Source organism: Pseudomonas marginalis, from assembly GCF_900105325.1.
Lineage (GTDB): Bacteria > Pseudomonadota > Gammaproteobacteria > Pseudomonadales > Pseudomonadaceae > Aquipseudomonas > Aquipseudomonas marginalis.
Map to the genome: position 1 here is coordinate 767018 of NZ_FNSU01000001.1, position 25889 is coordinate 792906.

General features: G+C 61.2%; 24 protein-coding genes. 12 read left to right on the top strand and 12 right to left on the bottom strand.

The window, feature by feature from the left end:
• Positions 1-81 precede the first annotated feature (81 nt).
• The 5 genes from tsaB (at position 82) to BLW22_RS03780 (ending at position 3636) form a co-directional block, all read left to right on the top strand.
• Entirely contained in the window at positions 82-768 is a 687-nt protein-coding gene (tsaB, locus tag BLW22_RS03760) for a tRNA (adenosine(37)-N6)-threonylcarbamoyltransferase complex dimerization subunit type 1 TsaB (RefSeq protein ID WP_074844217.1), read from the top strand.
• A 160-nt stretch (positions 769-928) separates the two neighbouring features.
• A complete protein-coding gene (locus BLW22_RS03765) occupies positions 929-1219 on the top strand; it encodes a hypothetical protein (RefSeq protein ID WP_065926482.1) in 291 nt (96 codons plus the stop codon).
• Positions 1219-2079, top strand: coding sequence for a DUF72 domain-containing protein (locus tag BLW22_RS03770; RefSeq protein WP_065926481.1), 861 nt, complete (start codon positions 1219-1221; stop codon positions 2077-2079). The genes BLW22_RS03765 and BLW22_RS03770 overlap by 1 nt, the downstream gene beginning before the upstream one ends.
• Positions 2080-2106: 27 nt before the next feature.
• The gene (locus tag BLW22_RS03775; RefSeq protein ID WP_065948855.1) at positions 2107-2934 is read left to right on the top strand and encodes an isocitrate lyase/PEP mutase family protein; all 828 of its coding nucleotides are present in this window, start codon (positions 2107-2109) and stop codon (positions 2932-2934) included.
• Positions 2935-2937: 3 nt separating this feature from the next.
• The gene (locus BLW22_RS03780; RefSeq protein ID WP_065926479.1) at positions 2938-3636 is read left to right on the top strand and encodes an extensin-like domain-containing protein; all 699 of its coding nucleotides are present in this window, start codon (positions 2938-2940) and stop codon (positions 3634-3636) included.
• Here the strand turns inward: BLW22_RS03780 and BLW22_RS03785 are convergent.
• Complete coding sequence (locus BLW22_RS03785; RefSeq protein WP_065926478.1) at positions 3633-4253, bottom strand: energy transducer TonB; 621 nt, start codon at positions 4251-4253, stop codon at positions 3633-3635. The genes BLW22_RS03780 and BLW22_RS03785 overlap by 4 nt on opposite strands.
• A gap of 96 nt (positions 4254-4349) precedes the next feature.
• Between BLW22_RS03785 and BLW22_RS03790 the strand changes: the two genes are divergently transcribed.
• Positions 4350-5132 (top strand): class I SAM-dependent methyltransferase, encoded by a 783-nt coding sequence (locus BLW22_RS03790; protein WP_065926477.1) that lies wholly within the window; start codon positions 4350-4352, stop codon positions 5130-5132.
• A 79-nt stretch (positions 5133-5211) separates the two neighbouring features.
• On the opposite strand, the gene BLW22_RS03795 is transcribed toward BLW22_RS03790, so the two are convergent.
• A complete protein-coding gene (locus BLW22_RS03795; RefSeq protein WP_074844220.1) occupies positions 5212-5865 on the bottom strand; it encodes a TetR/AcrR family transcriptional regulator in 654 nt (217 codons plus the stop codon).
• A 93-nt stretch (positions 5866-5958) separates the two neighbouring features.
• Between BLW22_RS03795 and BLW22_RS03800 the strand changes: the two genes are divergently transcribed.
• The 4 genes from BLW22_RS03800 to BLW22_RS03815 all read left to right on the top strand — a co-directional run bounded on the left by BLW22_RS03800 (position 5959) and on the right by BLW22_RS03815 (position 12790).
• Entirely contained in the window at positions 5959-7059 is a 1101-nt protein-coding gene (locus tag BLW22_RS03800) for an efflux RND transporter periplasmic adaptor subunit (protein WP_074844223.1), read from the top strand.
• Between the two features lie 6 nt (positions 7060-7065).
• Entirely contained in the window at positions 7066-10128 is a 3063-nt protein-coding gene (locus BLW22_RS03805) for an efflux RND transporter permease subunit (protein ID WP_074844227.1), read from the top strand.
• A 611-nt stretch (positions 10129-10739) separates the two neighbouring features.
• Positions 10740-11333 (top strand): LysE family translocator, encoded by a 594-nt coding sequence (locus tag BLW22_RS03810; RefSeq protein WP_074844230.1) that lies wholly within the window; start codon positions 10740-10742, stop codon positions 11331-11333.
• A gap of 92 nt (positions 11334-11425) precedes the next feature.
• Complete coding sequence (locus tag BLW22_RS03815; RefSeq protein ID WP_065949012.1) at positions 11426-12790, top strand: Fic family protein; 1365 nt, start codon at positions 11426-11428, stop codon at positions 12788-12790.
• 48 nt (positions 12791-12838) lie between these two features.
• On the opposite strand, the gene BLW22_RS03820 is transcribed toward BLW22_RS03815, so the two are convergent.
• Genes BLW22_RS03820 through plsB form a run of 3 tightly spaced genes read right to left on the bottom strand, consistent with a single transcriptional unit; the run spans position 12839 to position 16508 of the window.
• Entirely contained in the window at positions 12839-13528 is a 690-nt protein-coding gene (locus BLW22_RS03820) for a DUF4197 domain-containing protein (protein ID WP_074844233.1), read from the bottom strand.
• A 22-nt stretch (positions 13529-13550) separates the two neighbouring features.
• The gene (locus BLW22_RS03825) at positions 13551-13952 is read right to left on the bottom strand and encodes a YbaY family lipoprotein (protein WP_027604494.1); all 402 of its coding nucleotides are present in this window, start codon (positions 13950-13952) and stop codon (positions 13551-13553) included.
• Positions 13953-14003: 51 nt separating this feature from the next.
• Positions 14004-16508 carry a glycerol-3-phosphate 1-O-acyltransferase PlsB gene (plsB, locus tag BLW22_RS03830; RefSeq protein WP_065926470.1) on the bottom strand — a complete coding sequence of 835 codons (2505 nt, stop codon included), beginning with the start codon at positions 16506-16508 and terminating at the stop codon, positions 14004-14006.
• Positions 16509-16688: 180 nt separating this feature from the next.
• Here plsB and BLW22_RS03835 point away from each other — a divergent pair, with 180 nt between their 5' ends.
• Entirely contained in the window at positions 16689-16898 is a 210-nt protein-coding gene (locus BLW22_RS03835; protein ID WP_017529713.1) for a cold shock domain-containing protein, read from the top strand.
• A gap of 56 nt (positions 16899-16954) precedes the next feature.
• Here the strand turns inward: BLW22_RS03835 and BLW22_RS03840 are convergent, their stop codons facing one another.
• From BLW22_RS03840 to BLW22_RS03855, 4 genes are all read right to left on the bottom strand, one after another.
• Positions 16955-17332 (bottom strand): hypothetical protein, encoded by a 378-nt coding sequence (locus tag BLW22_RS03840; RefSeq protein ID WP_065926469.1) that lies wholly within the window; start codon positions 17330-17332, stop codon positions 16955-16957.
• A 54-nt stretch (positions 17333-17386) separates the two neighbouring features.
• Positions 17387-18196 (bottom strand): putative RNA methyltransferase, encoded by an 810-nt coding sequence (locus tag BLW22_RS03845; protein ID WP_065948850.1) that lies wholly within the window; start codon positions 18194-18196, stop codon positions 17387-17389.
• Positions 18196-19347, bottom strand: coding sequence for a succinyl-diaminopimelate desuccinylase (dapE, locus tag BLW22_RS03850; RefSeq protein ID WP_027604490.1), 1152 nt, complete (start codon positions 19345-19347; stop codon positions 18196-18198). Before dapE ends, BLW22_RS03845 begins: the two co-directional genes overlap by 1 nt.
• Before the next feature lie 111 nt (positions 19348-19458).
• The gene (locus tag BLW22_RS03855; RefSeq protein ID WP_074844236.1) at positions 19459-22050 is read right to left on the bottom strand and encodes a glycosyltransferase; all 2592 of its coding nucleotides are present in this window, start codon (positions 22048-22050) and stop codon (positions 19459-19461) included.
• Between the two features lie 218 nt (positions 22051-22268).
• Here BLW22_RS03855 and tcdA point away from each other — a divergent pair, with 218 nt between their 5' ends.
• Positions 22269-23078 carry a tRNA cyclic N6-threonylcarbamoyladenosine(37) synthase TcdA gene (gene tcdA / locus BLW22_RS03860; RefSeq protein ID WP_046036662.1) on the top strand — a complete coding sequence of 270 codons (810 nt, stop codon included), beginning with the start codon at positions 22269-22271 and terminating at the stop codon, positions 23076-23078.
• Positions 23079-23147: 69 nt separating this feature from the next.
• Here tcdA and BLW22_RS03865 read toward each other — a convergent pair whose 3' ends face one another.
• From BLW22_RS03865 to dapD, 3 genes are all read right to left on the bottom strand, one after another.
• A complete protein-coding gene (locus tag BLW22_RS03865) occupies positions 23148-23561 on the bottom strand; it encodes a SufE family protein (protein WP_065948849.1) in 414 nt (137 codons plus the stop codon).
• On the bottom strand, positions 23558-24763 hold the full coding sequence (locus BLW22_RS03870; RefSeq protein ID WP_065948848.1) for an aminotransferase class V-fold PLP-dependent enzyme: 1206 nt from the start codon (positions 24761-24763) through the stop codon (positions 23558-23560). Before BLW22_RS03870 ends, BLW22_RS03865 begins: the two co-directional genes overlap by 4 nt.
• 64 nt (positions 24764-24827) lie before the next feature.
• Positions 24828-25862 carry a 2,3,4,5-tetrahydropyridine-2,6-dicarboxylate N-succinyltransferase gene (dapD, locus tag BLW22_RS03875; protein ID WP_027604485.1) on the bottom strand — a complete coding sequence of 345 codons (1035 nt, stop codon included), beginning with the start codon at positions 25860-25862 and terminating at the stop codon, positions 24828-24830.
• Positions 25863-25889: the final 27 nt, after the last annotated feature.

The following is a 25889-nucleotide window of genomic DNA, read 5'->3' on the forward strand; positions in this document are numbered from 1 at the left end:
CGGCTTGATAGACAACGGCCCGCTTGCGGGCCGTTGTTGTTTATACTGGCGCACTTTTTTTCGACTTGGACACCCATACCGATGAGCACCCTGCTGGCCCTGGACACCGCGACTGAAGCTTGCTCCGTTGCCTTGCTGCACGATGGCAAGGTCACAAGCCACTACGAGGTGATCCCGCGCCTGCACGCGCAGAAGCTGTTGCCGATGATCAAGCAGCTGCTTGAAGACGCGGGCACCACCCTGTCGGCCGTGGATGCCATCGCCTTTGGCCGTGGCCCGGGAGCGTTCACCGGGGTGCGCATCGCCATTGGCGTGGTCCAGGGCCTGGCCTTTGCGTTGGAGCGCCCGGTGCTGCCGGTTTCCAACCTTGCCGTACTGGCCCAACGTGCCTTGCGCGAACACTGCGCCCAGCAGGTGGCGGCGGCGATCGATGCGCGTATGGACGAAGTGTATTGGGGTTGCTACCGCGAAACGGCTGGCGAAATGCGCCTTGTCGGCGTGGAAGCGGTGCAGCCACCGGAATCGGCGGTATTGCCGTGCGATGCCAGTGGTGACTGGTTCGGGGCTGGCACCGGTTGGGGTTATGGCGAGCGTATCGGCGTTCAACCTGCTGGCCAGGACGCCACCCTGTTGCCTCACGCCGAAGATCTGCTGACCCTGGCGCGCTTCGCGTTCGAACGTGGCGAGGCGATTCCTGCGGATCAGGCTGCACCGGTTTACCTGCGCGATAAAGTCGCGCAGACCAAGGCAGAAAGAGGGATTATTTGACGCCAAAAATGATGGCAATTTGAGGCAAAAGTCGCCAATCGTCAGAATTTGCCCGGGTTTTTAAACCTTTTTCAAATTATGTGTTCTAGTTATCACCAGAGCATTTGCGCGCGACGGACAGTGCTGCCAAAATGCCATTACTGATAGCGAGTTCGCGCCTATGCGTATAGATGGATTTTCCTCACAGTCGTACCCGATCAAGCGCAAGCCGCGTAAGGCAAACGCCACGGTGGACGACTCCGTCGAGGATTCGCCGGACTTCATTGAGGTCCAATCCGATGCGCAGGCCAGTTCACAAGCCCGCATCAGCGGCGTTCCCGCCCGTCAGCAAGACATGGTCTTCCCGCGCTCCATGAGCAAAAGCGTTGCCACCGCCCTGGCCAGCTACCTGACCACCGCCGGATTTGTCGAATGGGATATGGAAGTGCTGGGTCTCGACATCCACATCTGATGCGCCTGCCTTACTACCTCGGCTGCCCGTCCTGGAGTGAAAACGCCTGGCGCGAGTACCTGTACCCAGTCGACGCCCGCTCCAGCGATTACCTTGCCCTTTATTCCCAGGTCTTCAACGCCGTTGAGGGCAATACCACGTTCTACGCTCGCCCCTCGGCCGCTACCGTGCAGCGCTGGGTCGACATCATGCCCGACGATTTTCGCTTCACTGCAAAATTCCCCGGTGACATCAGTCACGGTGGCGACTTGCGCGAGCAATTGCCGGCGGCGGAAAGTTTTGTCGGTTTGATGAGCCCGCTCGGTGAACGTGTTTCGCCGCTGTGGCTGCAACTGTCGGCGAGTTTTTCGCCGCAACGCCTGGCTGAACTGGCCGGTTTTATCGATGGCCTGGAACGCCCGATGGCGGTGGAAGTACGCCACCCTGAGTTCTTCGCCAAGGGCGATGCCGAGCGCACGCTCAACCGTTTGTTACGGGATCGGGGTGTCGAGCGCATCTGCCTCGACCCGCGCGCGTTGTTCAGTTGCACGTCGACCTCGGCGGCGGTACTGCACGCACAATCGAAAAAGCCCAAGGTGCCACCCCGTCCGGCAGCGCTGACCCAGTTTCCCCAAGTGCGTTTTATCGGCCATCCGGAGCTTGAGGCCAATGACCCGTTCCTGGTGCCGTGGGTGGAAAAAATCGCGGGTTGGATCGAAGAAGGCCGCACACCCTACGTATTCCTGCACACCTCGGACAACCGCCTGGCCGCACAGCTGGCCCTGCGTTTCCACGCCAAGTTGATGGTGCGCCTGCCCGGCCTTCCGGCGCTGCCGACGTTGGATCGGCAACCCGAAGCGGAACAACTGGGGTTACTCTAGGGCTCCTTTTCCCGCCAGGAGTCAGTCATGGATGCCCAAGCCCTTCGCGCCGAAACCTTCAAGTCCCTGCATGAGCGCGACCGCGCCTTCGTGATGCCTAACCCTTGGGATGCCGGCTCCGCGGTGATGCTCACCAGCCTTGGCTTTGAAGCCCTTGCCACGACCAGTGCGGGTTATGCGTTCAGCCTGGGGCGCCCGGACGCGGAAGGCGCGTTGTCCCTTGAAGACACGTTGCTCAATGCCGCCATGATCGCCAAGGCCACCGCGCTGCCGGTGGCGGCCGACCTGGAAAACGGCTTCAGCGATACCCCTGAAGGCTGTGCCGAAACCATCTTGCGGGCGGCGGCCAGCGGTATCGTGGGGGGCTCTATCGAAGATGCCACCGGCGTTGCCGTCGACCCGATCTATCCCTTCGACCTTTCCGTAGAGCGCGTGGAAGCCGCCGTCGCCGCTGCCCGCAGCTTGCCATTCCCCTTCACACTGACGGCCCGCGCGGAAAACCTCCTGCATGGTCGCCTGGATCTGCCCGACACTATTCGCCGCCTGCAGGCCTACGCCGAAGCCGGCGCCGACGTGCTCTATGCGCCGGGCCTGCGCAGTGCTGAGGACGTGCTGGCGGTGGTCAAGGCCGTGGCGCCAAAGCCGGTGAACGTGTTGATGTCCGGCGGCCTGAAACTCAGCGTGGCGCAATTGAGCGCGATGGGGGTAAAGCGCATCAGCGTGGGCTCGGCCATGGCACTGGCGGCCTATGGTGAATTCTACCGAGCGGCCCAGGAAGTCTATGAGCTGGGCACCTTCAGCTTTACCGAGCGCTCGATGCCCTTCAGCCAGGCCAATCAGTTCTTCAAGGACTGAGCCGTGCGTTTTTTCAAACTGCTGGGTGCTCTGCTGGTGCTCAGTGGTGCATTTGCCGTGGGTGTATGGCGTGGCTGGCTGCCGTTGCCGGCCGAATGGAACCCCTGGTCGCCGCTGGACGTACGGTCCAGCCCGAACCTGTTGACCCGCTACAAGCTGGGACGCCTGCAGGATGACCCCGAGCTCTGCGACCAAGTGCTGAAAACCTCTGGTTTGCGTGTCAGCCATCAGGCTGACACGCCCGCTGACGCTGCCTGTCCTCTGCGCAATACCTTGCGCGTGCAGGGTGCAGACGTGGCATTAAGCAGCAGCTTTCTCGCCAGTTGCCCGTTGGCCGTGGCATTCGCGCTGTTCGAGCGTCACAGCCTGCAACCGGCAGCCCAGGCGGTGTTCGGCCAGGCGGTGACACGGGTCGATCACCTGGGCAGCTTTGCCTGTCGCAACATGTATAACCGTGCCGAAGGGCGGCTCAGCCAGCATGCGTCGGCCAATGCCTTGGATATCGCCGGGTTTCGCCTGGCGGATGGGCGCAGTATCAGCGTGCTCAAGGATTGGTCCGGGGAGGGCGACAGCGCGCGGTTCCTGCGCCAGGTGCGCGATGGCGCCTGTGATGATTTCAATGTGGTGTTGAGCCCGGACTACAACGCCGCGCACCGCAACCATTTCCATCTGGACATGGGGCGTTGGTGGGTGTGTCGCTAGGCCGCCAGGCGCAGGTTGTGGGTGATCAGTGGGCGTGCCCAGTGGTAGTCGAAGTCCAGCGCCTTCTGTTGCGCCAGCAGTTCTTCGGTTGGGTAAGGCGTGGCGGGTGGTGGCAACAGGTCCAGTTCGAACTCGGCAATCGGCAAGTGCAGAGGGCGTGGTTCCGGCGCCGGGCCGGGCTCAGGCAATGGCTGGCCGGCCGTGAGGACGATCGGGCGAACCCAAGCGCTTTCGAAATTCTGCTGGCGCTGCTGCGCGACGATTTCTTCCTGTGGGAATGGCGTGGCGGCCGGTGGCAGCAACTCGGTTTCGAATTCGGCGATAGGCAGGAACAGTGGCTCAGGTGGCGCAATCTCGGTGTCTTTGACGTCGCACTCACGCTGCGTGAGGATCTGCGACAACAGGTCGGCACCGGCGCTGGGCTCTACCGTCGGGTCCGCCGGTGCCGGCGCCTTGGCGGCGAGCGCGTCCGGCGTTTCACCGAGCTGCTCGGCCAGCGCCCGGGCGAAGAAGTCCTGCCACACATGGCTCACCCCGGCCAGCGCTTGAGTATTGCGCAGGCCGTAGTGGTTATGGGTCGGCAGTACACCGATGGTTAGGGGGAGAATGTCTGACATTTTTCTCGGTCGACGCTCAGCTCTGGCAAAATACCTGACTGTTGTTTTTATCGGCCGTTGTTTGCCGATCCTTAATATTTTTGAGCGTAGCGATTGATGAGCGAACAACCAGCGGCCAGCCGCATCCAGGTCGAGGCCTTGGGCGAAGGTTTCCAGGCCCGGGCCGAGCAGTGGGCTGCACAGCTCGGCTTGCCTTTACAGCTCGCGGATGCGGATTTTTCCCTGCAAGTGGGGGAACACGGCCTGCAACTGCAGCAGCTTGGACCTGACGCGCCGGGACCGGTGCGGGTGGACTTCGTCGAAGGCGGCGCGGCTCACCGTCGGCTGTATGGCGGCGGCAGCGGACAGATGATCGCCAAGGCCGTGGGCATTGCCCAAGGCGTGCGTCCCCGTGTGCTGGACGCCACGGCCGGTCTGGGCAAGGACGCGTTCGTGCTGGCCAGCCTGGGCTGCGAGATGAGCCTGATCGAGCGCCAACCGCTGATCGGTGCCTTGCTCGAGGATGGCCTGGCGCGCGCTACGCAGGATTTTGACGTAGCGCCCATCGTGGCGCGCATGAAGCTGCTCAAGGGCAACTCCATTGACGTGATGCTCAATTGGCAAGGGGAGCCACCCCAGGTGATCTACCTCGACCCGATGTTCCCCCACCGTGAGAAAACCGCCCTGGTGAAGAAAGAAATGCGCTTGTTCCGGCCACTGGTGGGCGATGATCCGGATGCACCGGCCCTGCTGGCCGCCGCCCTGGCCCTGGCCAGCCACCGCGTGGTGGTCAAGCGCCCGCGCAAGGCGCCCTGCATCGAAGGGCCCAAGCCGAGCCATGCGCTGGATGGCAAGTCCAGCCGGTATGACATTTATCCCAAGAAAGCGCTCAAGTCTTAAGCCACAAGCCACAAGCCACAAGCTGCAAGCTGCAAGCTGCAAGCTGCAAGCAAAAGCGCTTTTCACTTGCTGCTTGCAGCTAACCACTTGCAGCCGCATCTCTCCTATAGGCCCGCATAAACAACCCCACCACCTCCTGCACATGGGCTTCGGCGGCTTCCTCACTCAGTTGCCCGCCGCAGCCATACAGCAGGCAGAAGTTCGCGGTGCCCTTGAGCAGGCAGAAGAAGTGCTCGGCTGCCGTAAGCGGTCTGTCGATGCTCAGCGCGCCGCTCTGGTCGATCTTGCCGAGCAGGCGCTCCATGCCCTGGAGCATCCGCATGGGCCCGGCTTCGAAGAAGATCTGTGAGAGTTTCACGTCCTGATTGCCGGTGGTCATCATCAGGCGATGCAGGTTAACCGACTCTTCACTGTTGATCAGTCGATGGAACCCCCGGGCGATATTCAACAATACCGTTTCCACCGGCATGCCTTCGGGCAGTTCGAAGTACATCACCGGCAACTGTTCCTCGCACTTGGCCACCACGGCGGCGGTGAACAAGGTTTCTTTGTCGGTGAAGTGGCTGTAGACGGTCAGTTTCGATACGCCGGCCTCAAGGGCCACGGCATCCATGCTGGTGTTGGTGTAGCCGTTGCTCAAGAACAGGATTTTCGCTGCCGAGAGGATAGCCTGGCGTTTTGCCATGTCCTTGGGACGCCCGGGGCTATTGGTGCTTACACGATTGTCGGACATTTCTACCTTTAATACTGGACTGGCGAGTTTGGTATTAATAACATACCGGCCAGTATAATTATTCCTAGCTCCATTTGCGAAAGGTCCTTCAGCATGCGCAGCACTTTCCTGCCCTTTGCGTTGCCTGTCTGCCTGGTCTTCCTGTTGGCCGCCTGCGGCCAGGAAGAAGCGGTCCAGACCACCGTCCGCCCGGCCATGGTGGTGCAGCCGCAACCCTCGGCGCAGTCGACGGACAGCTACCCCGGTGAAGTACGCGCGCGCTATGAGCCGGACCTGGCCTTTCGCGTCGGTGGCAAAGTCAGCAAGCGTCTGGTGGAGGAGGGCGAGCGGGTCAAGACCAACCAGGCACTGGCGGAACTTGACCCTCAGGATGTGCGCCTGCAACTGGAGGCCGCCCGTGCCCAGGTCGCCGCTGCCGAGGCCAACCTGCGCCTGGTACGCGCTGAGCGTGATCGCTACAAGACCCTGATGGACCGTCAGATGGTCAGCCGTTCCCAGTACGACAATTCCGAAAACCTTTACCGTTCCGGTGAAGCGCGCCTCAAGCAGATCAAGGCCGAGTTCGACGTGGCCAGTAACCAGGCCGGTTACGCCGTATTGCGCGCCCCTCAGGATGGCGTCGTCGCCAAGCGCGCGGTGGAAGTCGGCCAAGTGGTATCCGCTGGCCAGACCGTGTTCACCCTGGCCACCGATGGCGAGCGCGAAGTGCTTATCAGCCTGCCCGAACAAGGGTTTGGTCGCTTCAAGATCGGTCAGCAGGTCGCGGTGGAGTTGTGGAGCCAGCCGGGCCAGCGTTTCACCGGGCGCATTCGTGAACTGTCGCCTGCGGCTGATCCAAAATCGCGCACCTTCGCCGCTCGCGTTGCCTTCACCGGCGGCAAAGTCCCGGCGGAACTGGGGCAAAGCGCTCGCGTATTCATACAGGCCGACGGCGTTGTTCCGCTGTCGGTACCGCTGTCTGCCCTGAGTGCGGAGAACGGTGCGTCCTACGTCTGGCGTGTACAGCCGGACAACACCCTCAAGCGCACGCCGGTACGCATCGGCGCCTTTGGCGAAAAAACCGTGCCGGTGCTGGAAGGCTTGACCCCCAACGACTGGGTGGTCGCAGCAGGCGTGCATGTGCTCCACGAGGGCCAGCAAGTGCGCGCGGTGGATGGCTCCAACCGTATAGTGAACCTGGCGGCCAAGGAGTAGTCCCCGATGGCTTTCAATCTTTCCGAATGGGCGTTGCGTAACCGCCAGATTGTACTGTTCCTGATGATCCTGCTGGCTGTGGTCGGTACTTTGTCCTATACCAAACTGGGGCAAAGCGAAGATCCACCGTTTACCTTCAAGGCCATGGTGATCAAGACCAACTGGCCCGGCGCTACGGCCCAGGAAGTCTCGCGCCAGGTCACCGAGCGTATCGAGAAAAAACTGATGGAGACCGGCGAATACGAGCGCATTGTCTCTTTCTCTCGCCCGGGCGAGTCCACCGTCACCTTCATTGCGCGCGACTCCATGCACTCTGTGCAGATTCCTGAGTTGTGGTACCAGGTGCGCAAGAAGATCAGCGACATCCGGCAGACCTTGCCGCCGGATATCCAGGGGCCGTTTTTCAACGACGAGTTCGGTACCACCTTCGGCAATATCTACGCCCTGACCGGCGACGGCTTCGACTATGCCGTACTCAAGGACTACGCCGACCGCATCCAGATTCAGCTGCAACGAGTGGCGGATGTGGGCAAGGTCGAGTTACTTGGCCTACAGGATGAGAAGATCTGGATCGAGCTGTCCAACCTCAAGCTCGCCACCCTTGGCCTGCCGTTGGCCGCTGTGCAGCAGGCGTTGCAGGAGCAGAACGCGGTCTCCACTGCCGGCTTCTTTGAAACCCCGAGCGAGCGCGTGCAACTGCGCGTGTCGGGTAATTTCAAGACGGTGGAAGAAATCCGCGACTTTCCTATTCGTGTCGCTGATCGAACCTTCCGCATCGGTGATGTTGCCGATATTCACCGCGGCTTCAACGATCCACCGGCGCCGCGCATGCGTTACATGGGGGCGGATGCTATCGGACTGGCCGTGGCCATGCGCGACGGTGGCGACATCCTGGTGCTGGGCAAGGCTCTCGAAGGCGAATTCGCACGCTTGCAAAAGAACCTTCCGGCGGGCATGGAGCTGCGCAAGGTGTCAGACCAACCGGCAGCGGTGAAAACCGGTGTCGGCGAATTCGTGCAGGTGTTGGCCGAGGCATTGGCGATTGTCTTGCTGGTGAGTTTCTTCTCCCTCGGCATACGCACTGGCATGGTCGTAGCACTGGCGATTCCGCTGGTGCTGGCGATGACCTTTGCCACCATGTATTACCTCGGCATCGGCCTGCACAAGATTTCCCTCGGTGCGTTGGTGCTGGCCCTTGGCTTGCTGGTGGATGATGCGATCATTGCCGTGGAAATGATGGCAATCAAAATGGAGCAGGGCTACGACCGGCTCAAGGCGGCCAGTTTTGCCTGGACCAGCACCGCCTTCCCGATGCTCACCGGCACGCTGATCACGGCGGCCGGCTTCCTGCCGATTGCCACCGCGCAGTCGAGCACAGGTGAATACACACGCTCGATCTTCCAGGTGGTGACGATCGCGTTGCTCGCCTCATGGATCGCCGCCGTGGTGTTTGTGCCGTACCTGGGGGAAAAACTCCTGCCGGACCTGGCGAAGATTCACGCGGCCAAACATGGCATCGATGGCCCGGATCCCTACGGTACGCCGTTCTACCAACGTGTAAGACGTTTGGTGGAGTGGTGCGTGCGTCGGCGCAAAACTGTGATTGTCCTGACGTTGCTGCTGTTTATCGGCTCGGTGGCGTTGTTTCGCTTTGTGCCGCAACAGTTCTTCCCGGCCTCAGGCCGCCTGGAATTGATGGTCGACCTGAAACTGGCCGAAGGCGCTTCCCTGAGCAACACCGCCGATCAGGTCAAGCGCCTGGAAGCCTTGCTCAAGGAACACGCCGGCATTGATAACTATGTGGCCTACGTCGGCACCGGTTCGCCGCGTTTCTACCTGCCACTGGACCAGCAACTGCCAGCGGCCAGTTTTGCGCAGTTCGTGGTATTGGCTAAGACCATCGAGGGCCGCGAAAGCCTGCGCACCTGGCTGATCGAAACCCTCAACGAACAATTCCCCGACCTTCGCTCACGCGTTACCCGCCTGGAAAATGGCCCTCCCGTGGGCTATCCGGTGCAGTTTCGCGTAACCGGCGAACACATCGAGGAAGTCCGCGCCCTTGCGCGGAAAGTCGCTGCCAAGGTTCGCGAAAATACCCACGTGGTCAATGTGCACCTGGACTGGGAAGAGCCGAGCAAGATCGTCTACCTCAATATCGACCAGGACCGCGCCCGCGCCCTCGGTGTCAGTACCGCCAACCTGTCGAAATTCCTGCAAAGCTCACTGACCGGTTCCAGCGTCAGTCAATACCGGGAGGACAACGAGTTGATCGAAATTCTCCTGCGCGGCACCGTCCACGAGCGCACCGAGTTGTCGCTGCTGCCCAGCCTGGCGGTACCGACCGACAACGGTAAAAGCGTGGCCCTGTCGCAGATCGCCACCCTCGAATACGGCTTTGAAGAGGGCATTATCTGGCACCGCAACCGCTTGCCGACGGTGACCGTGCGCGCCGATATCTACGGCAAGGAACAACCGGCAACGTTGGTCCAGCAAATCCTGCCAACCCTTGAGTGGGTTCGCGCCGAATTGCCGGATGGCTACCTGTTGGAGGTCGGTGGCACCGTCGAAGACTCCGCCCGCGGGCAGAACTCGGTGAAGGCCGGCGTGCCGCTGTTTATCGTGGTGGTGCTGACCTTGCTGATGCTGCAATTGCGCAGCTTCTCACGCACGGCGATGGTGTTTCTGACCGCGCCGTTGGGCCTGATTGGCGTGACGCTGTTCCTGCTGGTGTTCCGCCAGCCCTTCGGCTTCGTGGCCATGCTCGGGACCATCGCGTTGTCTGGGATGATCATGCGCAACTCGGTGATCCTGGTGGACCAGATCGAACAGGACATCAAGGCCGGGCTGGCGCCGTGGCAGGCAATTATCGAAGCCACCGTACGGCGTTTCCGCCCGATTGTGCTGACCGCCCTGGCGGCGGTGCTGGCGATGATCCCGCTGTCACGCAGCGTGTTCTTCGGGCCGATGGCAGTGGCGATCATGGGTGGCTTGATCGTGGCGACGGCGTTGACCCTGTTGTTCTTGCCGGCGCTCTACGCGGCGTGGTTCAAGGTTCGGAAGGCGGCATAGAGGGGTAAGGGCCAATATTTGAGTGTCGAAACGGGTGGCGGGAGCCGGGAACGCTTCCTGCATTCCTGCCACTTAGAGACTACCTGATCACAGGTATGGATTTGTCGATGTCAGTTGTTGACGACAACGGTAAATGGACTCATCTCTTTGGACTTAAGGAATACTTTATGTTTTTTTGCCCCTTCAAGTGCTTTTTTTCTGCGCTGTCGATGCCTCAAAGACCCCCGGTAAGCGGTCCTTGCCCGCAAGAGCCGCCACCCCGACCTTGCCCGCCGCCGCCCCGGCCTTGCTACGCAAAACCTCCTAGCCCTTGCTGGCCTGAGCCCAGTCCTGCGAGGCCACTCCCTTGTTCAATGCGTTCGGCCGAGCCGCCCATGAGTATTGGTTATGGCGTGGCAACAACGACGACTTTTGTCGTGGGCGCTTTCCTGTAGTTGTCTGGTTTAACCGCTGGAACGAATCTGCATGCCCTCCCGGTGAGGGCATCTTGCGGGTACTTGCAGTAGACTTCGCGAGTTTGATGATGGCCACTGTCGCCGGGCCATCCATGTTGACGCGTCAGTTTCGATGGGGGGAACGACTTTGGGTCGTCACTCTTGAGGAAAACCTGCATGTTCGCCTGCATTCCAGCCCTGATGTTGCTACTGCTTGCCCCCGGTCCCACCAATACCTTGCTGTTTCGTGCCGGCGTATTGTTTGGCTATCGTGCGTCCTGGTGGTTGGCATTTGTCGAGTGCCTGGCTTACGTGCTTCAGGTTTCGATATGGGGTGTTGCACTGCTCTACCTGGCGGCCTATTCGCCTTGGGCGTCGAAGTTCACGCAATTGGCGGCGGCCGGATACCTGCTGTATGTCTCGTACAAGCTCTGGCAACGCAAAAACAGCACCGTCGACCCTGGCCGTGACCGCCTCAGTGGGTGGAGTTTTTTCTGGTTGACACTGATGAACCCCAAGGGGCTGTTGATCGTGTCGTTTATTGCGCCGGCCGGCACCTTTGCCGCATGGCAAGGCTATGCCGGGTTCATGGCCACACTGGCATTGGTGGTGATACCGGTAGGGTCTGCGTGGATCGTATTCGGCAGTCGCTTCGAAGGGCTGCAAAAAGCCTGGCTGACACCCTTGAAGATCAACCGTGCGACGGCGCTGGCCATGGGGGGCTTTGCAACGTTGACGGTGGGGCGATTGGCTGAGTCGGTACTGCATTGAAGAAAGGCATGTCTCAATTTTCGTGGTTATTGAGATAGGTGGAGTTTTCTGCTGTACTCAAGTCTCAGAAATCAAAAATTGAGATTTTGATGATTAAACTGCCACCCAAGGTGCCGGAACGGGTTTTTGTTCTCATTGGCCAGGAGCCCCATCTTCAGCATCTATCTGACTATATGAAGCTGTCTCAGCCAACAGACAGTCGGGGCCGCTATTTGCACTTTGATCAGCTACGCCACCGTTTTCCTCAGCACTTGGATCAAGCGATATGCTGGGGGATCGTAAAGTACGAGCGCTCCCGTCTGTATCAGAAAATAGTGCCCGTAGGTACGCCTGAGGTCTGGTGCAACTTTGTATTAACGCCAACCGCACAACGCGTGGTCTCCACGGTCGACAGATATGCCTCGACTGCCGCACTTGAGTACATGAGCAGCAAGGTCGGGAAGGCTGCTCATATAAAGTATTTGCTCAACGACCTGATTGAAGATGAGGCAATCAGTAGCAGCCAGTTGGAGGGCGCGGCAACCACGACGCTCGTTGCAAAAGATATGTTGAAGCGAGAGCGACTGCCCAGAACGCCAGATGAAAAAATGATCATCGGCAATTACCGAATGATGCGTTTCGCTTGGGATAAGAGAAACGAGCCGCTAAGTGTGGAGTTGATCGCGGACATGCACGAAGTAGGTGTTCAGGGCATTGACGATGATAAATATTCTCCTGGCAGCTTTCGTTTAAACGATGAGGTGGTTGTCCAGGATGGTGATGGCAATGTTGTGCATTCGCCACCTCCCGCAGAAGGGATCATCACTCGGCTGGAGCGGTTGGCTGATTGGATCAATACTTGTCACGACGATGCTACGGCCACCCGCTACCTGCATCCACTGATCAAAGGCATTTCTCTGCACTTTGCCTTGGGTTACGAGCATCCCTTTCGGGATGGCAATGGTCGTGTTGCGCGTGCGTTGTTTTATTGGTTCATGTTTAAAAGCGATTACGCGGCATTCAGGTATATCTCCATCAGTGTCTTGCTGAAGAATGCGGCTGTTCAATACGGTATGTCTTATCTGTATACGGAGACGGATGAACTCGATCTGACTTACTTCATCGACTATCAGTGCTCCATCGTGCAACGCGCAGTTGATGGATTTAAGCAGTCTTACGAGATAAGTGTCCGAGAGGCCGAGGCGTTTGAGCGTTGGTTATGGGAGTCAGGACTTTATAAGGAACTGAATGAGAAACAAAAGACGGTATTTCAGGTCGCCAAGAGCGGTACCGCCAAACAGTTCACAGCCGTCAATGTGAAGGAAAATCTAGGCTGTTCTTACAATACGGCATCGGCCGTGCTGAACGGTCTAGTCGACTTGAATATATTTGTCAAAAAGAAGGTTGGCCGCGAATGGTTCTTTTCAATGCGAGATCAAGCAGAAATACAAAAGAACTGGTTAAAGGCTTCTCATTGAGCGGCTTCCCAATGCCCACGTCTCGCTGAAACGTGGGCATCACAGCTATTACAAGGCGCCAAACACCTTCTTCGCCAGGCTGGTCGCCGCAGCCGCCGGGTTCTTGCGAATCGTCTCTTCCTGCTGCGCAATCATCTTGAACAAACCATCCAGCGCCTGTTCGGTCACGTAGCTTTCGACGTTGGCGCTCTTGGCATCCACGGCGCCAAATGCGGCGGCCTTGCCTGCCAGGGCGTTGTACTGCTGGGCCACGCCCACCTTGTCGGTAGCGGCCTTGACGATCGGCAGGAACTTGGCGCGGATGGCTTCGCGGCTGCTTTTGTTCAGGTACTGGGTGGCGGAGTCCTGGCCGCCGCTGAGGATGCCCTTGGCGTCGGTCACGCTCATGTTCTTCACCGCGTTGACCAGGATCGGCTGGGCCTGGGTCACGGCGGTTTCAGCGGCTTTGTTCATGCTGTCTTCCAACTGCGTGACCTGGTCACCCATGCCGAACATTTTCAGCTTGTCGGCGACTTTGCCCAGCTTGCCCGGCAGGCCGATCTTCACTTCAGGGTTGTTGCTGAAACCACCGGGTACACCCAGTTGTTTCACGGCGATCTGTGCGCCTTGGGTCAGGGCGTCCTTGAGGCCGCCGCTGGCGTCGCCCTGGGACAGGCTACTGAGGTCCAGGGCCACGGCATTGGCGCCGAGCAGCAGGCCGGCACACAGGGCAGTGAGGCGAAGGGAGTTGCGGAGCATGGGCGCTTCCTTATGTTCGAGTTCAGGGTGCTACGGCGTTCACGCGCACGCGCAGCGGCTGTGGATCCTGGCCGTTGAGCTGCACCGTGTGCCGTTCGGTGGTGATAAACAGTAGCTTGCCGTCCAGCTCGATGCGAGCGCTCACCGAATAACTGTGGCCCGGCTTGACCTGTGCGGGGTCGTAGGTCAGGTGAAACGGCAGCGGCACCTGGCCTTTGACCGGGCCTTTCTGCTCGGCCAGCGTCACCGCGGGCGCATCCGCCAGGGACACGTCCTGCAGGCTCACGCTCAAGGTGGCGGCGGGCGGCAGGGCAATGCGTTGCAGGTAGAACACCTCGCCGTCGAGGCTGGCCTTGGGCGCTGGATGCATGGATTGGCAGGCTCCGAGCAGGGCGGTGAGACCCAGGAGAATGATTTTTTTCATGGTGCAGCTCCTTTTCAACGGCGCCAGCATCCAACTGGCGCCTTGTTCAATCTAGCGTGTTTCTTCCGCTTCCACCGGCGCTTCGGCTGCGCCATCCACACGGTGCAAGGCCACCTGGCGGATCGACAAGCGAATCTCCGCGGGCAACACGCGCTTGGCCGCACCTTCGGCCAGTTCGCCGAGCAGGTCGTGGTAGCTCAACTTGCCGGCCTCGTCGCGACGCAGCACATCTTGTTCCAGCAAGGTCTGGATGAAATGTCGGAAAAGGCTCTTGTCGAAGAACTCCGGGGCGTTGAGGCCATGCAGGATCGACAGGCGTTGGGCCATGATCGTGCACAGGTCTTCCAGTTCTTCGGCGCTGATGCTGTTCTGGCCGCTGTTGAGCAGCAGCGAGATCGCCATGTAGAAGCGTTGCAGGGTCTGGGCGATGGTCTTGGACAGCAGGGTCAGCAGTACGAAGTGTCGCGAGCTTGGTGCCGGGCGCAGGAACACATTGTTTTCGAAGCGCAGCAGGCCTTGTTCGACGAACGCGTCCAGCCATTGATCGACCACCGTATCCAACTCTTCCAGCGACCAGCGGATAAACAGCTCCGATTGCAGGTACGGGTACAGCGCGTGGGTATAGCGCAGGATCTGCTCGCGGCTCATCCGCGAGCTGCTCTGGAAGAAGCTGGCCAGCAGCGCCGGCAGGGCGAAGATGTGCAGTACGTTGTTGCGGTAGTAGGTCATCAGGACGGCGTTCTGCTCGTCCAGGTACAGAATCTTGCCCAAGGCATCGCTCTGTTCCGACAGCAGGTCCATGTCCTTGACGTGCTTGATCAGCGCCAGGCCGTCGCCTTCGGGCAAGGTGGTGTGGGGCGAATAAGGCACGCGGCGCAGCAGCGCCAGGTACAGGTCCAACTGGCGGGCCATGGCCTGTTCATCCAGGGCCAGGCGCGTGGTCGACAGCAGCGCCAGGGCCACCAGGTTCACCGGGTTCACGGCGGCGGCTTCGTTCAAGTGGCGGGCCACCTGTTCGCCGAGGCGATTGGTGGTTTCGTTGAGCCAGGCCGGTTTGTAGTTCGGGCCCAGTTCCTGGCTGCGCCAGTCCGGTTGCTCGGCGTCGAGGAACTCAGCCAGCTTGATCGGCTCGCCGAAGTTGACCGCGACCTGGCCAAAGCGCTGCTTGAGCGCGCCGACCACTTTGAAAATATCGAAGATCGACTCTTTCTTCTTGCTCGCACCCCGCAGCTCACCGAGGTAGGTGCGGCCTTCGAGCACGCGCTCATAGCCGATATACACCGGCACGAACACGATCGGCATGCGCGAGGAGCGCAGGAAACTGCGCAGCGTAATCGCCAGCATCCCGGTCTTCGGCTGCAGCATGCGCCCGGTGCGCGAGCGCCCGCCTTCGACGAAGTACTCCACCGGGAAGCCCTTGGTGAACAAGGTGTGCAGGTATTCGTTGAACACCGAGGTGTACAGCGGGTTGCCCTTGAAGGTGCGGCGCATGAAAAACGCACCGCCACGGCGCAACAGGCTGCCGATTACCGGCATGTTCAGGTTGATGCCGGCGGCGATATGCGGCGGGGTCAGGCCGTTCTTGAACAGCAGGTAGGACAGCAGCAGGTAGTCGATATGGCTGCGGTGGCAAGGCACATAAATTACCTCGTAGCCCTGGGCAACCTGTTGCACGCCCTCGATGTTATTGACCTTGATGCCGTCGTAGATCTTGTTCCAGAACCAGCTCAACACCACTTCCAGGAAGCGGATCGCGGTGTAGGTGTAGTCCGAGGCGATCTCGTTGCCGTAGCGCAGGGCTAGGGCCTTGGCTTTTTCCGGGCTGATTTTTTCCCGTTCGGCTTCGTCAAGGATGGCCTGGCGCACCAATGGCATGTTGACCAGGCCTTTCACCAGATTGCGCCGGTGGGACAAATCGGGGCCGATCACCGCCGTCTTCAGGTTACGAAAGTGCACGCGCAGGATACGTTGGGCCATGCGCACGGTGCGTTCGTGGCCTTTATTGTGCTCGATCAATTCACGCAGGTTGATGGGCGCGGAGAATTGCACGCGGGTCTTGCGCCCCAGGATCAGGATGCTCAACAACCGGCGTAGACGCCCAGTGACCGCCCAGCTGTCGGCAAACAGCAGTTTCCACGGGCTGGACTCGCTCGCAGGGGTTTGTCCCCAGAACACGCTGACCGGAATGATTTGTGCATTCTCTTCGGCGTGTTCGCTGAGGGTGTTGACCAGGCGGGTCAGGGTCGGCGGCGCGCCGCGCTTGTCCTGACGCCCCAGCCAGTCCGGCTCGGGCGTGAGGTAGAAGAACGCCGCGGGTTCCATCAGCGGGCCCACCGATACCGGCAGTACCGGGCGCGGCAGGCCGGCCTTGGTGCACTCGGCATCGACCACGGCCAATTCGGTGAGGGAGGGCGATTGCAGGACGTAAAACACCGGCCGGCTGCGGTCCAGGTTGAGGGTAAGGGACGACTGGTTGATCGTCTCCGAGCGAACCCAGAGGTACAACAGTCGGCGCAAGGTGCCAAACACCAGACGGCGGAACGGGGAGCGGGTCATAGGCGAGCTGCTTCAAGTGGGAAAAACCGAGCAGGCGCTCGGGCGGGTAGTGTGCCGTATTCGCCGAAAATCGGCAAAAAAGCAGCGATGTAAACTTGAGTTGATCGTTTTTGAGCCTGTCTTATACTCGGCAGTTCAACGCGATCGGCTCAACAATAACAATCAAGTGGGAGTGAACAGATGGCAACGCGCGAGACAGGCAATGTGAAGTGGTTCAACGACGCCAAGGGCTATGGCTTTATCCAGCGTGAAGATGGCAAGGATGTGTTTGTGCACTACCGCGCCATTCGCGGCGACGGCCACCGTTCGTTGGCCGAGGGCCAGCAAGTGGAATACGCCGTGGTAAGCGGCGAGAAGGGGTTGCAGGCGGAGGATGTGGTCGGCCTGTAGGCCGAGCGGCAAGCTACAAGCTGCAAGCGCTATGACTTGCAGCTTGCAGCTGCTTTTTAAGCTGTTTTCCAGGTGATCTGCTCTTCACCGTCCGCGCTGATGCGGATCCAGGTGTCGGCGCTTTCCTCACCTTCTTCCTCGATCCAGCTACCCGGTGCGCAACGTACTTCAACATTCAGCGCAGCAAACGCAGCGCGGGCACAGGCAATGTCGTCTTCCCACGGTGTCTGGTCACTTTCCAGGTACAGGCTGTTCCACTTGCCTACGGCTTTCGGCAGCCAGGTGACGGGCACATTGCCGGCCTTGCACTTGTAGGTCTGGCCACGTTGGACCCAGTCGCTGCAAGGGCCCAGGGCAGCGCCCAGCCAGGCGGCGATGGCCTTGTAGTCGACGTCGGCGTCCTTCAGGTAAATCTCGATATCGGGTTGGCGCATGGATATTCCTCGTTGCGGGATTCGAAAATCCATTCGCGGATGGTTAAAAGTCGGTTATTGAAGCACGAAATAATCGTAGCGCATCGACACCGTGACCAGCAGCGGCTCGGCCGCCTCGATCACCTCGGCACGGCGCTCGGCACTGGCGCGCCAGCCGTGAGGGGTCATGGCCAGCAGGTTGGCGCGGTCCCGGGGCTCGGCCAGGCTCAAGGTGAATTCCAGGGTTTCGCTGTGGGCCAGGCTCATGCCGTCCGGCACCAGGGCCAGGTGCTTGTCGTCGGTGTACTCGCGCACTTGGTCGTACAGGCGCTCGCGCAGTTCCATCAGGTGGCCGCTGGTCGGGCCGACCTTCATCAGGCCGCCGCCGGGACTGAGCAGGCGCCTGGCCTCTTGCCAATCCAACGGGCTGAACACACTGGCGAGGAACTGGCAGCTGGCGTCGGCCAACGGCACGCGGGCCATGCTGGCGATCAACCAGGTCAGCGCCGGGTCGCGTTTGCACGCGCGCTTGACCGCTTCCTTGGAAATGTCCAGCGCGTAGCCATCGGCATGGGGCAGGGCCGCGGCGATTTGCGCGGTGTAGTAACCCTCGCCGCAACCGATGTCCACCCAGCGCTGCGGTGCGCGTTCGGCGGCCAGCTCGGCCAGGCGCTTGGCCACCGGGGCGTAGTGCCCGGCGTTGAGAAAGTCACGGCGCGCCTCGACCATGGCCAGGTTGTCGCCCGGGTCGCGGCTGTTCTTGTGCTGCACCGGCAGCAGGTTCAGGTAACCCTGGCGCGCGCGGTCGAAACGGTGCCCGGCCGGGCACGCCACGCCATTGTCCACCGCGTTGAGCGGGGCGCTGCAAATCGGGCAGGCCAGCATCAGGCGAGCAACTTGATCAGGGTCTGGTAATAGATTTCGGTCAGCACGTCGAGGTCGCTGGCCAGGATCCGCTCGTTGACCTGGTGGATCGTCGCGTTCACCGGGCCCAACTCGACCACCTGGGTGCCAAGGGTCGCGATGAAGCGCCCATCGGAGGTACCGCCACTGGTGGAGGCCTGGGTCTCACGCCCGGTGATCGCCTTGATGCTGGCCGACACCGCATCGAGCAACGCGCCCGGCTCGGTGAGGAACGGCAGGCCCGACAGCGCCCACTCCACATGCCAGTCCAGGCCATGCTTGTCGAGAATCGCCGCAACGCGCTGTTGCAGGCCTTCGACAGTGGATTCGGTGGAAAAACGGAAGTTGAACACCGCCGTCAGGTCACCCGGAATCACGTTGGTGGCGCCGGTGCCAGAGTTGAGGTTGGAAATCTGGAAGCTGGTCGGCGGGAAGAAGGCGTTGCCGTTGTCCCAGTGCTCGGCGGCCAGTTCGGCCAGGGCCGGCGCGGCCAGGTGGATCGGGTTCTTCGCCAGGTGCGGGTAGGCCACATGGCCCTGTACGCCGCGCACGGTCAGGGTGGCACCGAGGGAGCCGCGACGGCCGTTCTTGACCACGTCACCCACCAGGGTGGTGCTCGACGGTTCGCCGACGATGCACCAGTCCAGGCGCTCCTTGCGCGCGGCCAGGCGTTCGATCACGGCCTTGGTGCCATGGTGCGCCGGGCCTTCCTCATCGCTGGTGATCAGGAACGCGACCGAGCCCTTGTGGTCCGGGTAGTCGCTGACGAAGCGCTCGGCCGCCACCAGCATGGCGGCCAGGCTGCCCTTCATGTCGGCCGCGCCACGCCCGCAGAGCATGCCGTTTTCGTCGATCAATGCGTCGAACGGGTCGTTCTGCCAGGCTTGCACCGGACCGGTGGGAACCACGTCGGTGTGGCCGGCGAAGCACAGCACCGGGCCGTCGTGCTTGCCATGGGTGGCCCAGAAGTTGTCCACGTCCTCGATGCGCATCGGCTCCAGCGCAAAACCGGCGTCGCCCAGGCGCTGCATCATCAGCTTCTGGCAATCGGCGTCGATCGGCGTGACCGAGGGGCGACGGATCAGGTCGATGGCAAGTTGAAGGGTCGGCGAAAGGTCGGCATGGGCCGTCATGGGAAAACTCCGGGAAGCATGTCTGGAAGAGCGGGGCGGGCGGACAAAATGGCCGTTATCTTATAGCAAAACGGCGGCCAGAGGCCGCCGTTTAGTGCATTGCGCAAGTTTTTAAGCCACGGGTGCAGGCTCAGGTGCCACGGCTGGTTTCGGCAGCGACGACAGGAACGCCATGATCAACGCCGCCACATACGGCAGCGATTGCACCAGCAGCATCACCACCCAGAAACGTATGTCATTGCTCGGCAGGCCTTGCACCAGGTAGATCCCCAGCGCCGCGCCCCACAACAGCAGCATGATGAACATTTCTTCGCGGGCTTCGGAAATCGCTACCCAGAAGCCGTGGTTATCCGCGTTTTTCGGGGTACGAAAGAACGGAATGCTGGTGGTGAAGAAGCCATACAGCACCGCCTTGGCGATGGTGTGGGACAACGCCAGGCCAGCCAGGGCGGCGCAGAATGCATCCTTGAGGTTCACACCTACCGCGCGGCGGTAGAGGAAGATGATCTTGCCCACCTTGAACACGAACAACGCCAGCGGCGGGATCGCGAAAATCAGCAGCGGCGGGTCGACCCGCGTCGGCACGATGATCATCGCCGCCGACCACAACAGCGCGCCGACGGTGAAGAAGATGTTCATGCCGTCCGCCACCCACGGCAACCAGCCCGCGAGGAAGTGGTAGCGCTGGCCACGGGTCAGCTCGGTGTCTTTGCCGCGCAGCAGGCTGGCGGTGTGACGCTTGATGATCTGGATCGCGCCATAGGCCCAGCGGAAACGCTGTTTCTTGAAGTCGATAAAGGTATCCGGCATCAGGCCCTTGCCGTAGCTGTCGTGGTAGTACGCCGCCGACAGGCCTTTCTCGAATACCCGCAGGCCGAGTTCGGCGTCTTCGCAGATGCACCAGTCGGCCCAGCCCAGTTCCTCGAGCACCGAGCGACGGGTCATGGTCATGGTGCCGTGCTGGATGATCGCGTCGCGGTCGTTACGGGTGACCATACCGATATGGAAGAAGCCTTTGTATTCGGCGTAGCAGAGCTTCTTGAAGGTGCTTTCGTTCTGATCGCGGTAGTCCTGCGGCGACTGCACCACGGCGATTTTCGGGTCGGCGAAGTGCGGCACCATGTGCTTGAGCCAGTTCGGCGACACGCAGTAGTCCGAGTCGATCACCGCGATCACTTCGGCATCCTTGGCGGTGTGCGGGATCAGGTAGTTCAGTGCACCGCCCTTGAAACCGGCCAGGGGTGCGACGTGGAAGAACTTGAAGCGCGGGCCCAGGGTTTCGCAGTAGTCGCGCACCGGTTCCCATACCGCCGGGTCCTTGGTGTTGTTGTCGATGATCAGGACTTCATAGTCCGGGTAATCGAGGGCCGCCAGGGCGTCGAGGGTCTGTTTGACCATCTCTGGCGGCTCGTTGTAGCACGGCACATGGATCGACACTTTCGGGCGGTAGTCCGATTCCCCTTCCACCGGCAGGAATTCACGCCGGCGCTTGTGGGTCCATACCGCTTCCGCCAGTTCGTGGGCTTCGGTCAGCAACACAATGAACACGCCCAGGGCGCCCAAGGCCAACAAGATGCCGATGGTCACGCTGAACCAGGTGCTGTATTGCTGGCTGTAGTCGTAGCCGATCCACACCAGTACGGAACCGCAGAGGAACGCGATAAAGGTCAGGAAGGTGCGGCCACGCTGGCGCAGGGATGAGCCGTCGATCATCAGCAGGGTCAGGGACAGCAAGGCGAGCACCACCGAGCCGATCGCCAGGACGCGCCACTGCGGGATTGCCACCACCGGCCCTTCGAAGTTGAATTTCTGCTGGCGCGCGGCGTTGTAGACGCCCCAATACGCGCCGGCCGAGCCTTCGTCGCTGACCTTCCACGGCTGGTCGAAGGCCTCGATCACGAAGTAGTTGTAGCCCTGGCGGTTCAGCTTGTTCACCAGCGTACGCAGGTAAATGGCCTGGTCTGCGGGGGACGTTTCATTCCCGCCGCGCATCCGGCCGTTACTTGGCCAGCCCACTTCCGACAGCAGCAGCGGCTTTTTCGGGAACAGTTTCTTCAGGTCCTTGGCGCGGTCGAGTACGTACTGGCCGGCCTTGTCCATCGGGATGTACTCCCAGAACGGCAGGATGTGCGCGGCGATCAGGTCGACGTGCTTGGCCAGTTGCGGGTTCTTTTCCCAGATATGCCATTGCTCGGAGGTCGTCACCGGTACTTTCACGGCGCCGCGCACCCGGTCCAGCAGCACGATCAGTGCTTCAGGGGTGATCTCTTCACGGAACAGCGCCTCGTTACCGACGACAACCCGCACGACACTGCGCGAGCTGTTGGCGATCTCGATGGCGCGCTGGACTTCGCGCTCGTTACGCTCCAGGTCCGGGCTGATCCAGATCCCCAGCGTTACGCGCAGGCCGAACTCTTCGGCGAGCTTGGGAATGTCCCCCAGCGTGCCGTCGACCGAGTAGGTGCGGATGTTATCCGTCAGCTTGCTCATGATCTCCAGATCGCGACGCATCTGCTCGTCGGTGGGGTACTGGTCTTTCTGCGGGTACTGGCCTTGCTGGAACGGCGAGTAGGAAAAACCGGATATCTGCTCGGGCCAGTTGGGAGCAGTGACCGGGCGGTTGATCAGCGCCCAGAAGCCGGTGAACAGCGCGGCAATTGCCAGCACTATCACCAGGTTGAGTCCAAATTTACGCGATGCCATGGTTATGTCGGGTTCCAAAGGGTGTGGAACGAAAAGAGGTGTCGGCCTGCACCGAACGGCGCGCATCCTACACCGGCCTTTCCCTGACCGTACAGCAAGCCGAGAAAAACCGGACATTGGGCAGCGAAAGTACATCTAAGTTCTTAACTTGTAGCTTGTAGCTTAAAACTTGTCGCTGCGTAGTCCTATAATGCGCGCCGGTTTTTGGGGTAATGGTCATGAGTACAGAAGATCCGCGGTTTGCAGGCGTCGCCCGCTTGTATGGCATTGAAGGCCTGGAGCGCTTGAAAGCGGCCCATGTGGCGATCGTCGGCGTCGGTGGCGTCGGCTCGTGGGCGGCGGAAGCCATGGCCCGTTGCGGGGTGGGCGAGATTTCGCTGTTCGACCTGGACGACGTCTGCGTCAGCAACAGCAACCGCCAGCTGCACGCCTTGGACAGTACCGTGGGCAAGCCCAAGGTCGAGGTGATGGCCGAGCGCCTGCGCGCGATCAACCCGGATTGCACGGTGCATGCGGTAGCGGATTTCGTCACCCGCGACACCATGGCCGAGTACATCACGCCCAACATCGATTGCGTGATCGACTGCATCGACGCGGTTAACGCCAAGGCCGCACTGATTGCCTGGTGCAAGCGCCGCAAGATCCAGATCATCACCACCGGTGGCGCCGGTGGGCAGATCGACCCGACGCTGATCCAGGTCTGCGACCTGAACCGCACCTTTAATGATCCCTTGGCGTCGAAAGTGCGTTCCACCTTGCGCCGTGACTACGGCTTTTCCCGCACCGTGACCCGCCACTACAGCGTGCCGTGCGTGTTTTCCACCGAGCAACTGCGCTACCCCAAGCCGGATGGCAGCATCTGTTTGCAGAAGAGTTTTGTCGGTGATGGGGTGAAGCTGGACTGCGCCGGCGGGTTTGGCGCGGTGATGATGGTGACGGCGACTTTCGGCATGGTCGCGGCGACCAAGGCGGTGGACAAGATTGTGGCCGGGGTGCGCAGGCCCTCGGAACGGGTCAAACCGACCTGAGTCTCAGAACTTTAGACGGTTCAAATGTGGGAGGGGCGGTGCGAGGATTCGACTTGCTCCCTCCCACATTTAGTCCTGTGTATGGCTTAGCGTTCGCATGCGCTGCAGGACTGCATTCAGCCCATTGCTGCGCGACGGCGACAGTTGACGGGAAAGCCCTAGCTGATTGAACCAGTCAGGCAAGTCGACCGCCTGCAACTCGTCCGCCGACAGCCCATTGACCCGTGCCAGCAGCAATGCCACCAAGCCACGAATCATCCGCGCATCGCTGCTCGCGGCGAACTGCCAGTGGCCATCGTGCAAGCGCCCCACCAACCACACCAGGCTCTCACAGCCCTGCACCAGGTTGGCATCGACCTTCTCCTCATCCGCCAATACGGGCAGGCGTTCACCCCACTGCATCAGCATTCGAGCGCGTTGCTCCCAGCTGCCTACTGACTGGAAGGCTTCTAGCGCAGCAATTGCAACCACCGGCAGGCTCATCGCAGCATATCCAGCGCCCGGTCCAGCGCTTCAAAGAAGCGTTCCAGGTCATCGGAATCGTTATACAGCGCCAGGGAGACGCGGATCGCCCCCGACAAGTGCATCGCCTTGAGCAGCGGCATCGCGCAATGATGGCCGGCACGTACGGCAATACCTTGTTCGGTCAGCAGGTGCGCGAGGTCGGCGTTGTGCACGCCTTCGACCACAAAACTGACCAGCGCCGCCTGCGGCGACCCCAACACACGGACGCCATTGCGCGCGTTCAGCCCGCGCAACAGGTAGTCATGCAGGGCCGCTTCATGGGTGAGAATCGCCTGTGGGTCCAGCGAACTCAGATAGTCCAGGGTCGCGCCCAGGCCGATCACGCCGGCAATCGGCGGGGTGCCGGCTTCGAACCCCAGCGGTGCCGGGCGGAAGCTGGCGCTGTGGTAGTCGGCCTGTTGCACCATCTCGCCACCGAATTGCCAATGGCGCAGGTGATGCAGGGCTGCGTGGCTGCCGTACAGCACGCCGACGCCGTCCGGGCCGTACAGCTTATGGCTGGAAAATACATAGAAGTCGCAGCCCAGGGCCTGCACGTCGTGGCGGCCGTGGACGATGCCTTGGGCGCCATCGACCACGGTCAGGGCGCCGTGGGCCTGGGCCAGCGCCAGCAAGGCCGGCAGCGGCTGCCAGGTGCCAAGCACGTTGGACAGTTGGCTCACCGCCAGCAGGCGCGTACGCGGGCCGATCAACTCGGCGGCGGCTTGCAGGTCGGTCACGCCGTCATCGTCGAGAGGCAATACCACCAGGGTGAGCGCGCGACGCTTGGCCAGTTGCTGCCACGGCAACAGGTTGGCGTGGTGTTCCAGGGCGCTGATGACAATCTCATCGCCCGCATTGAATAAGTGCTCAAGGCCATAAGCCAGGAGGTTCAGCGCTGACGTCGCGCCGTGGGTGAACACGATTTGCCCGCTGTCACCTGCATTCAACCACTGCGCAACCTTGCTGCGACTGTCCTCGAAGGCCTGGGTCGCATGGGCGCCCGGCAAATGCTGGGCACGGTGCACATTGGCGGCGCCATTGGCGTAGTAATGGCTGATGGCATCCAGCAGGGCCTGGGGTTTTTGCGTCGTCGCGGCGTTGTCCAGGTAGGTCTGGTCTTGCCGTTGCAGGGTGGCGATGGCCGGAAAGTCGGCGCGCCAGGGGGAGGGCACAAGCATGGTGTTCAAGACTCGTATAAGCGAGCCCCAGGGTCGGGGCCCGCTAGTGGCATCGAGTGGCTGCTTAGTTGTGAGCGTGCAGCGCTTCGTTCAGTTCGATGGCCGATTTGTGGGTTTTGCACTCCACGGCACCGGTCTCGGAGTTACGGCGGAACAGCAGGTCCGGTTGGCCGGCCAGCTCGCGCGCCTTGACCACTTTGACCAGTTGGTTCGACTCGTCCAGCAGTGCAACCTTGGTGCCGGCGGTGACGTACAGGCCCGACTCCACGGTGTTGCGGTCGCCCAATGGGATACCGATACCGGCGTTGGCGCCGATCAGGCAGCCTTCGCCGACCTTGATCACGATGTTGCCGCCGCCCGACAGGGTGCCCATGGTCGAGCAACCGCCGCCCAAGTCCGAACCCTTGCCGACGAACACGCCAGCCGATACACGGCCTTCGATCATGCCCGGGCCTTCGGTGCCGGCGTTGAAGTTGACGAAACCTTCGTGCATCACGGTGGTGCCTTCGCCCACATAGGCGCCGAGGCGAATACGCGCGGCATCAGCGATACGCACGCCGCTCGGTACCACGTAGTCGGTCATTTTCGGGAACTTGTCCACCGAGAACACTTCCAGCAACTCGCCACGCAGGCGGGCTTCCAGTTGGCGTTCGGCCAGCTCATTGATGTCGATTGCGCCCTGGCTGGTCCAGGCCACGTTCGGCAGTTGCGGGAACACACCGGCGAGGCTCAGGCCGTGTGGCTTGACCAGGCGATGGGACAGCAGGTGCAGCTTGAGGTAGGCCTCTGGGGTGGACGTCAGTGCGGCGTCTTCGGCCAGCAAGGTGGCGACCAGCGGTGTGTGGCTTTCAGCCAGGCGGCTCAGCAGGGCGGCTTGGGTGGCGTCGACGCCTTTGAGCGCGTCGGCCAGTTGCAGGGCCTGGGCGACGGTGAAGGTGATCGCCTGGTTGCCTTCGCTGTAGCCGAGGATCGGCGCGATGGCGGCAACGATTTCAGCCGATGGATTGAGCAAGGGTTGTGCGTAAAACACTTCCAGCCAAGCACCTTGGCGGTTCTGAGTGCCGACGCCGAAGCCCAGGCTGAACAGGGAATTGGACATGCTGTTACCTCTACAAAAATGGAAGGG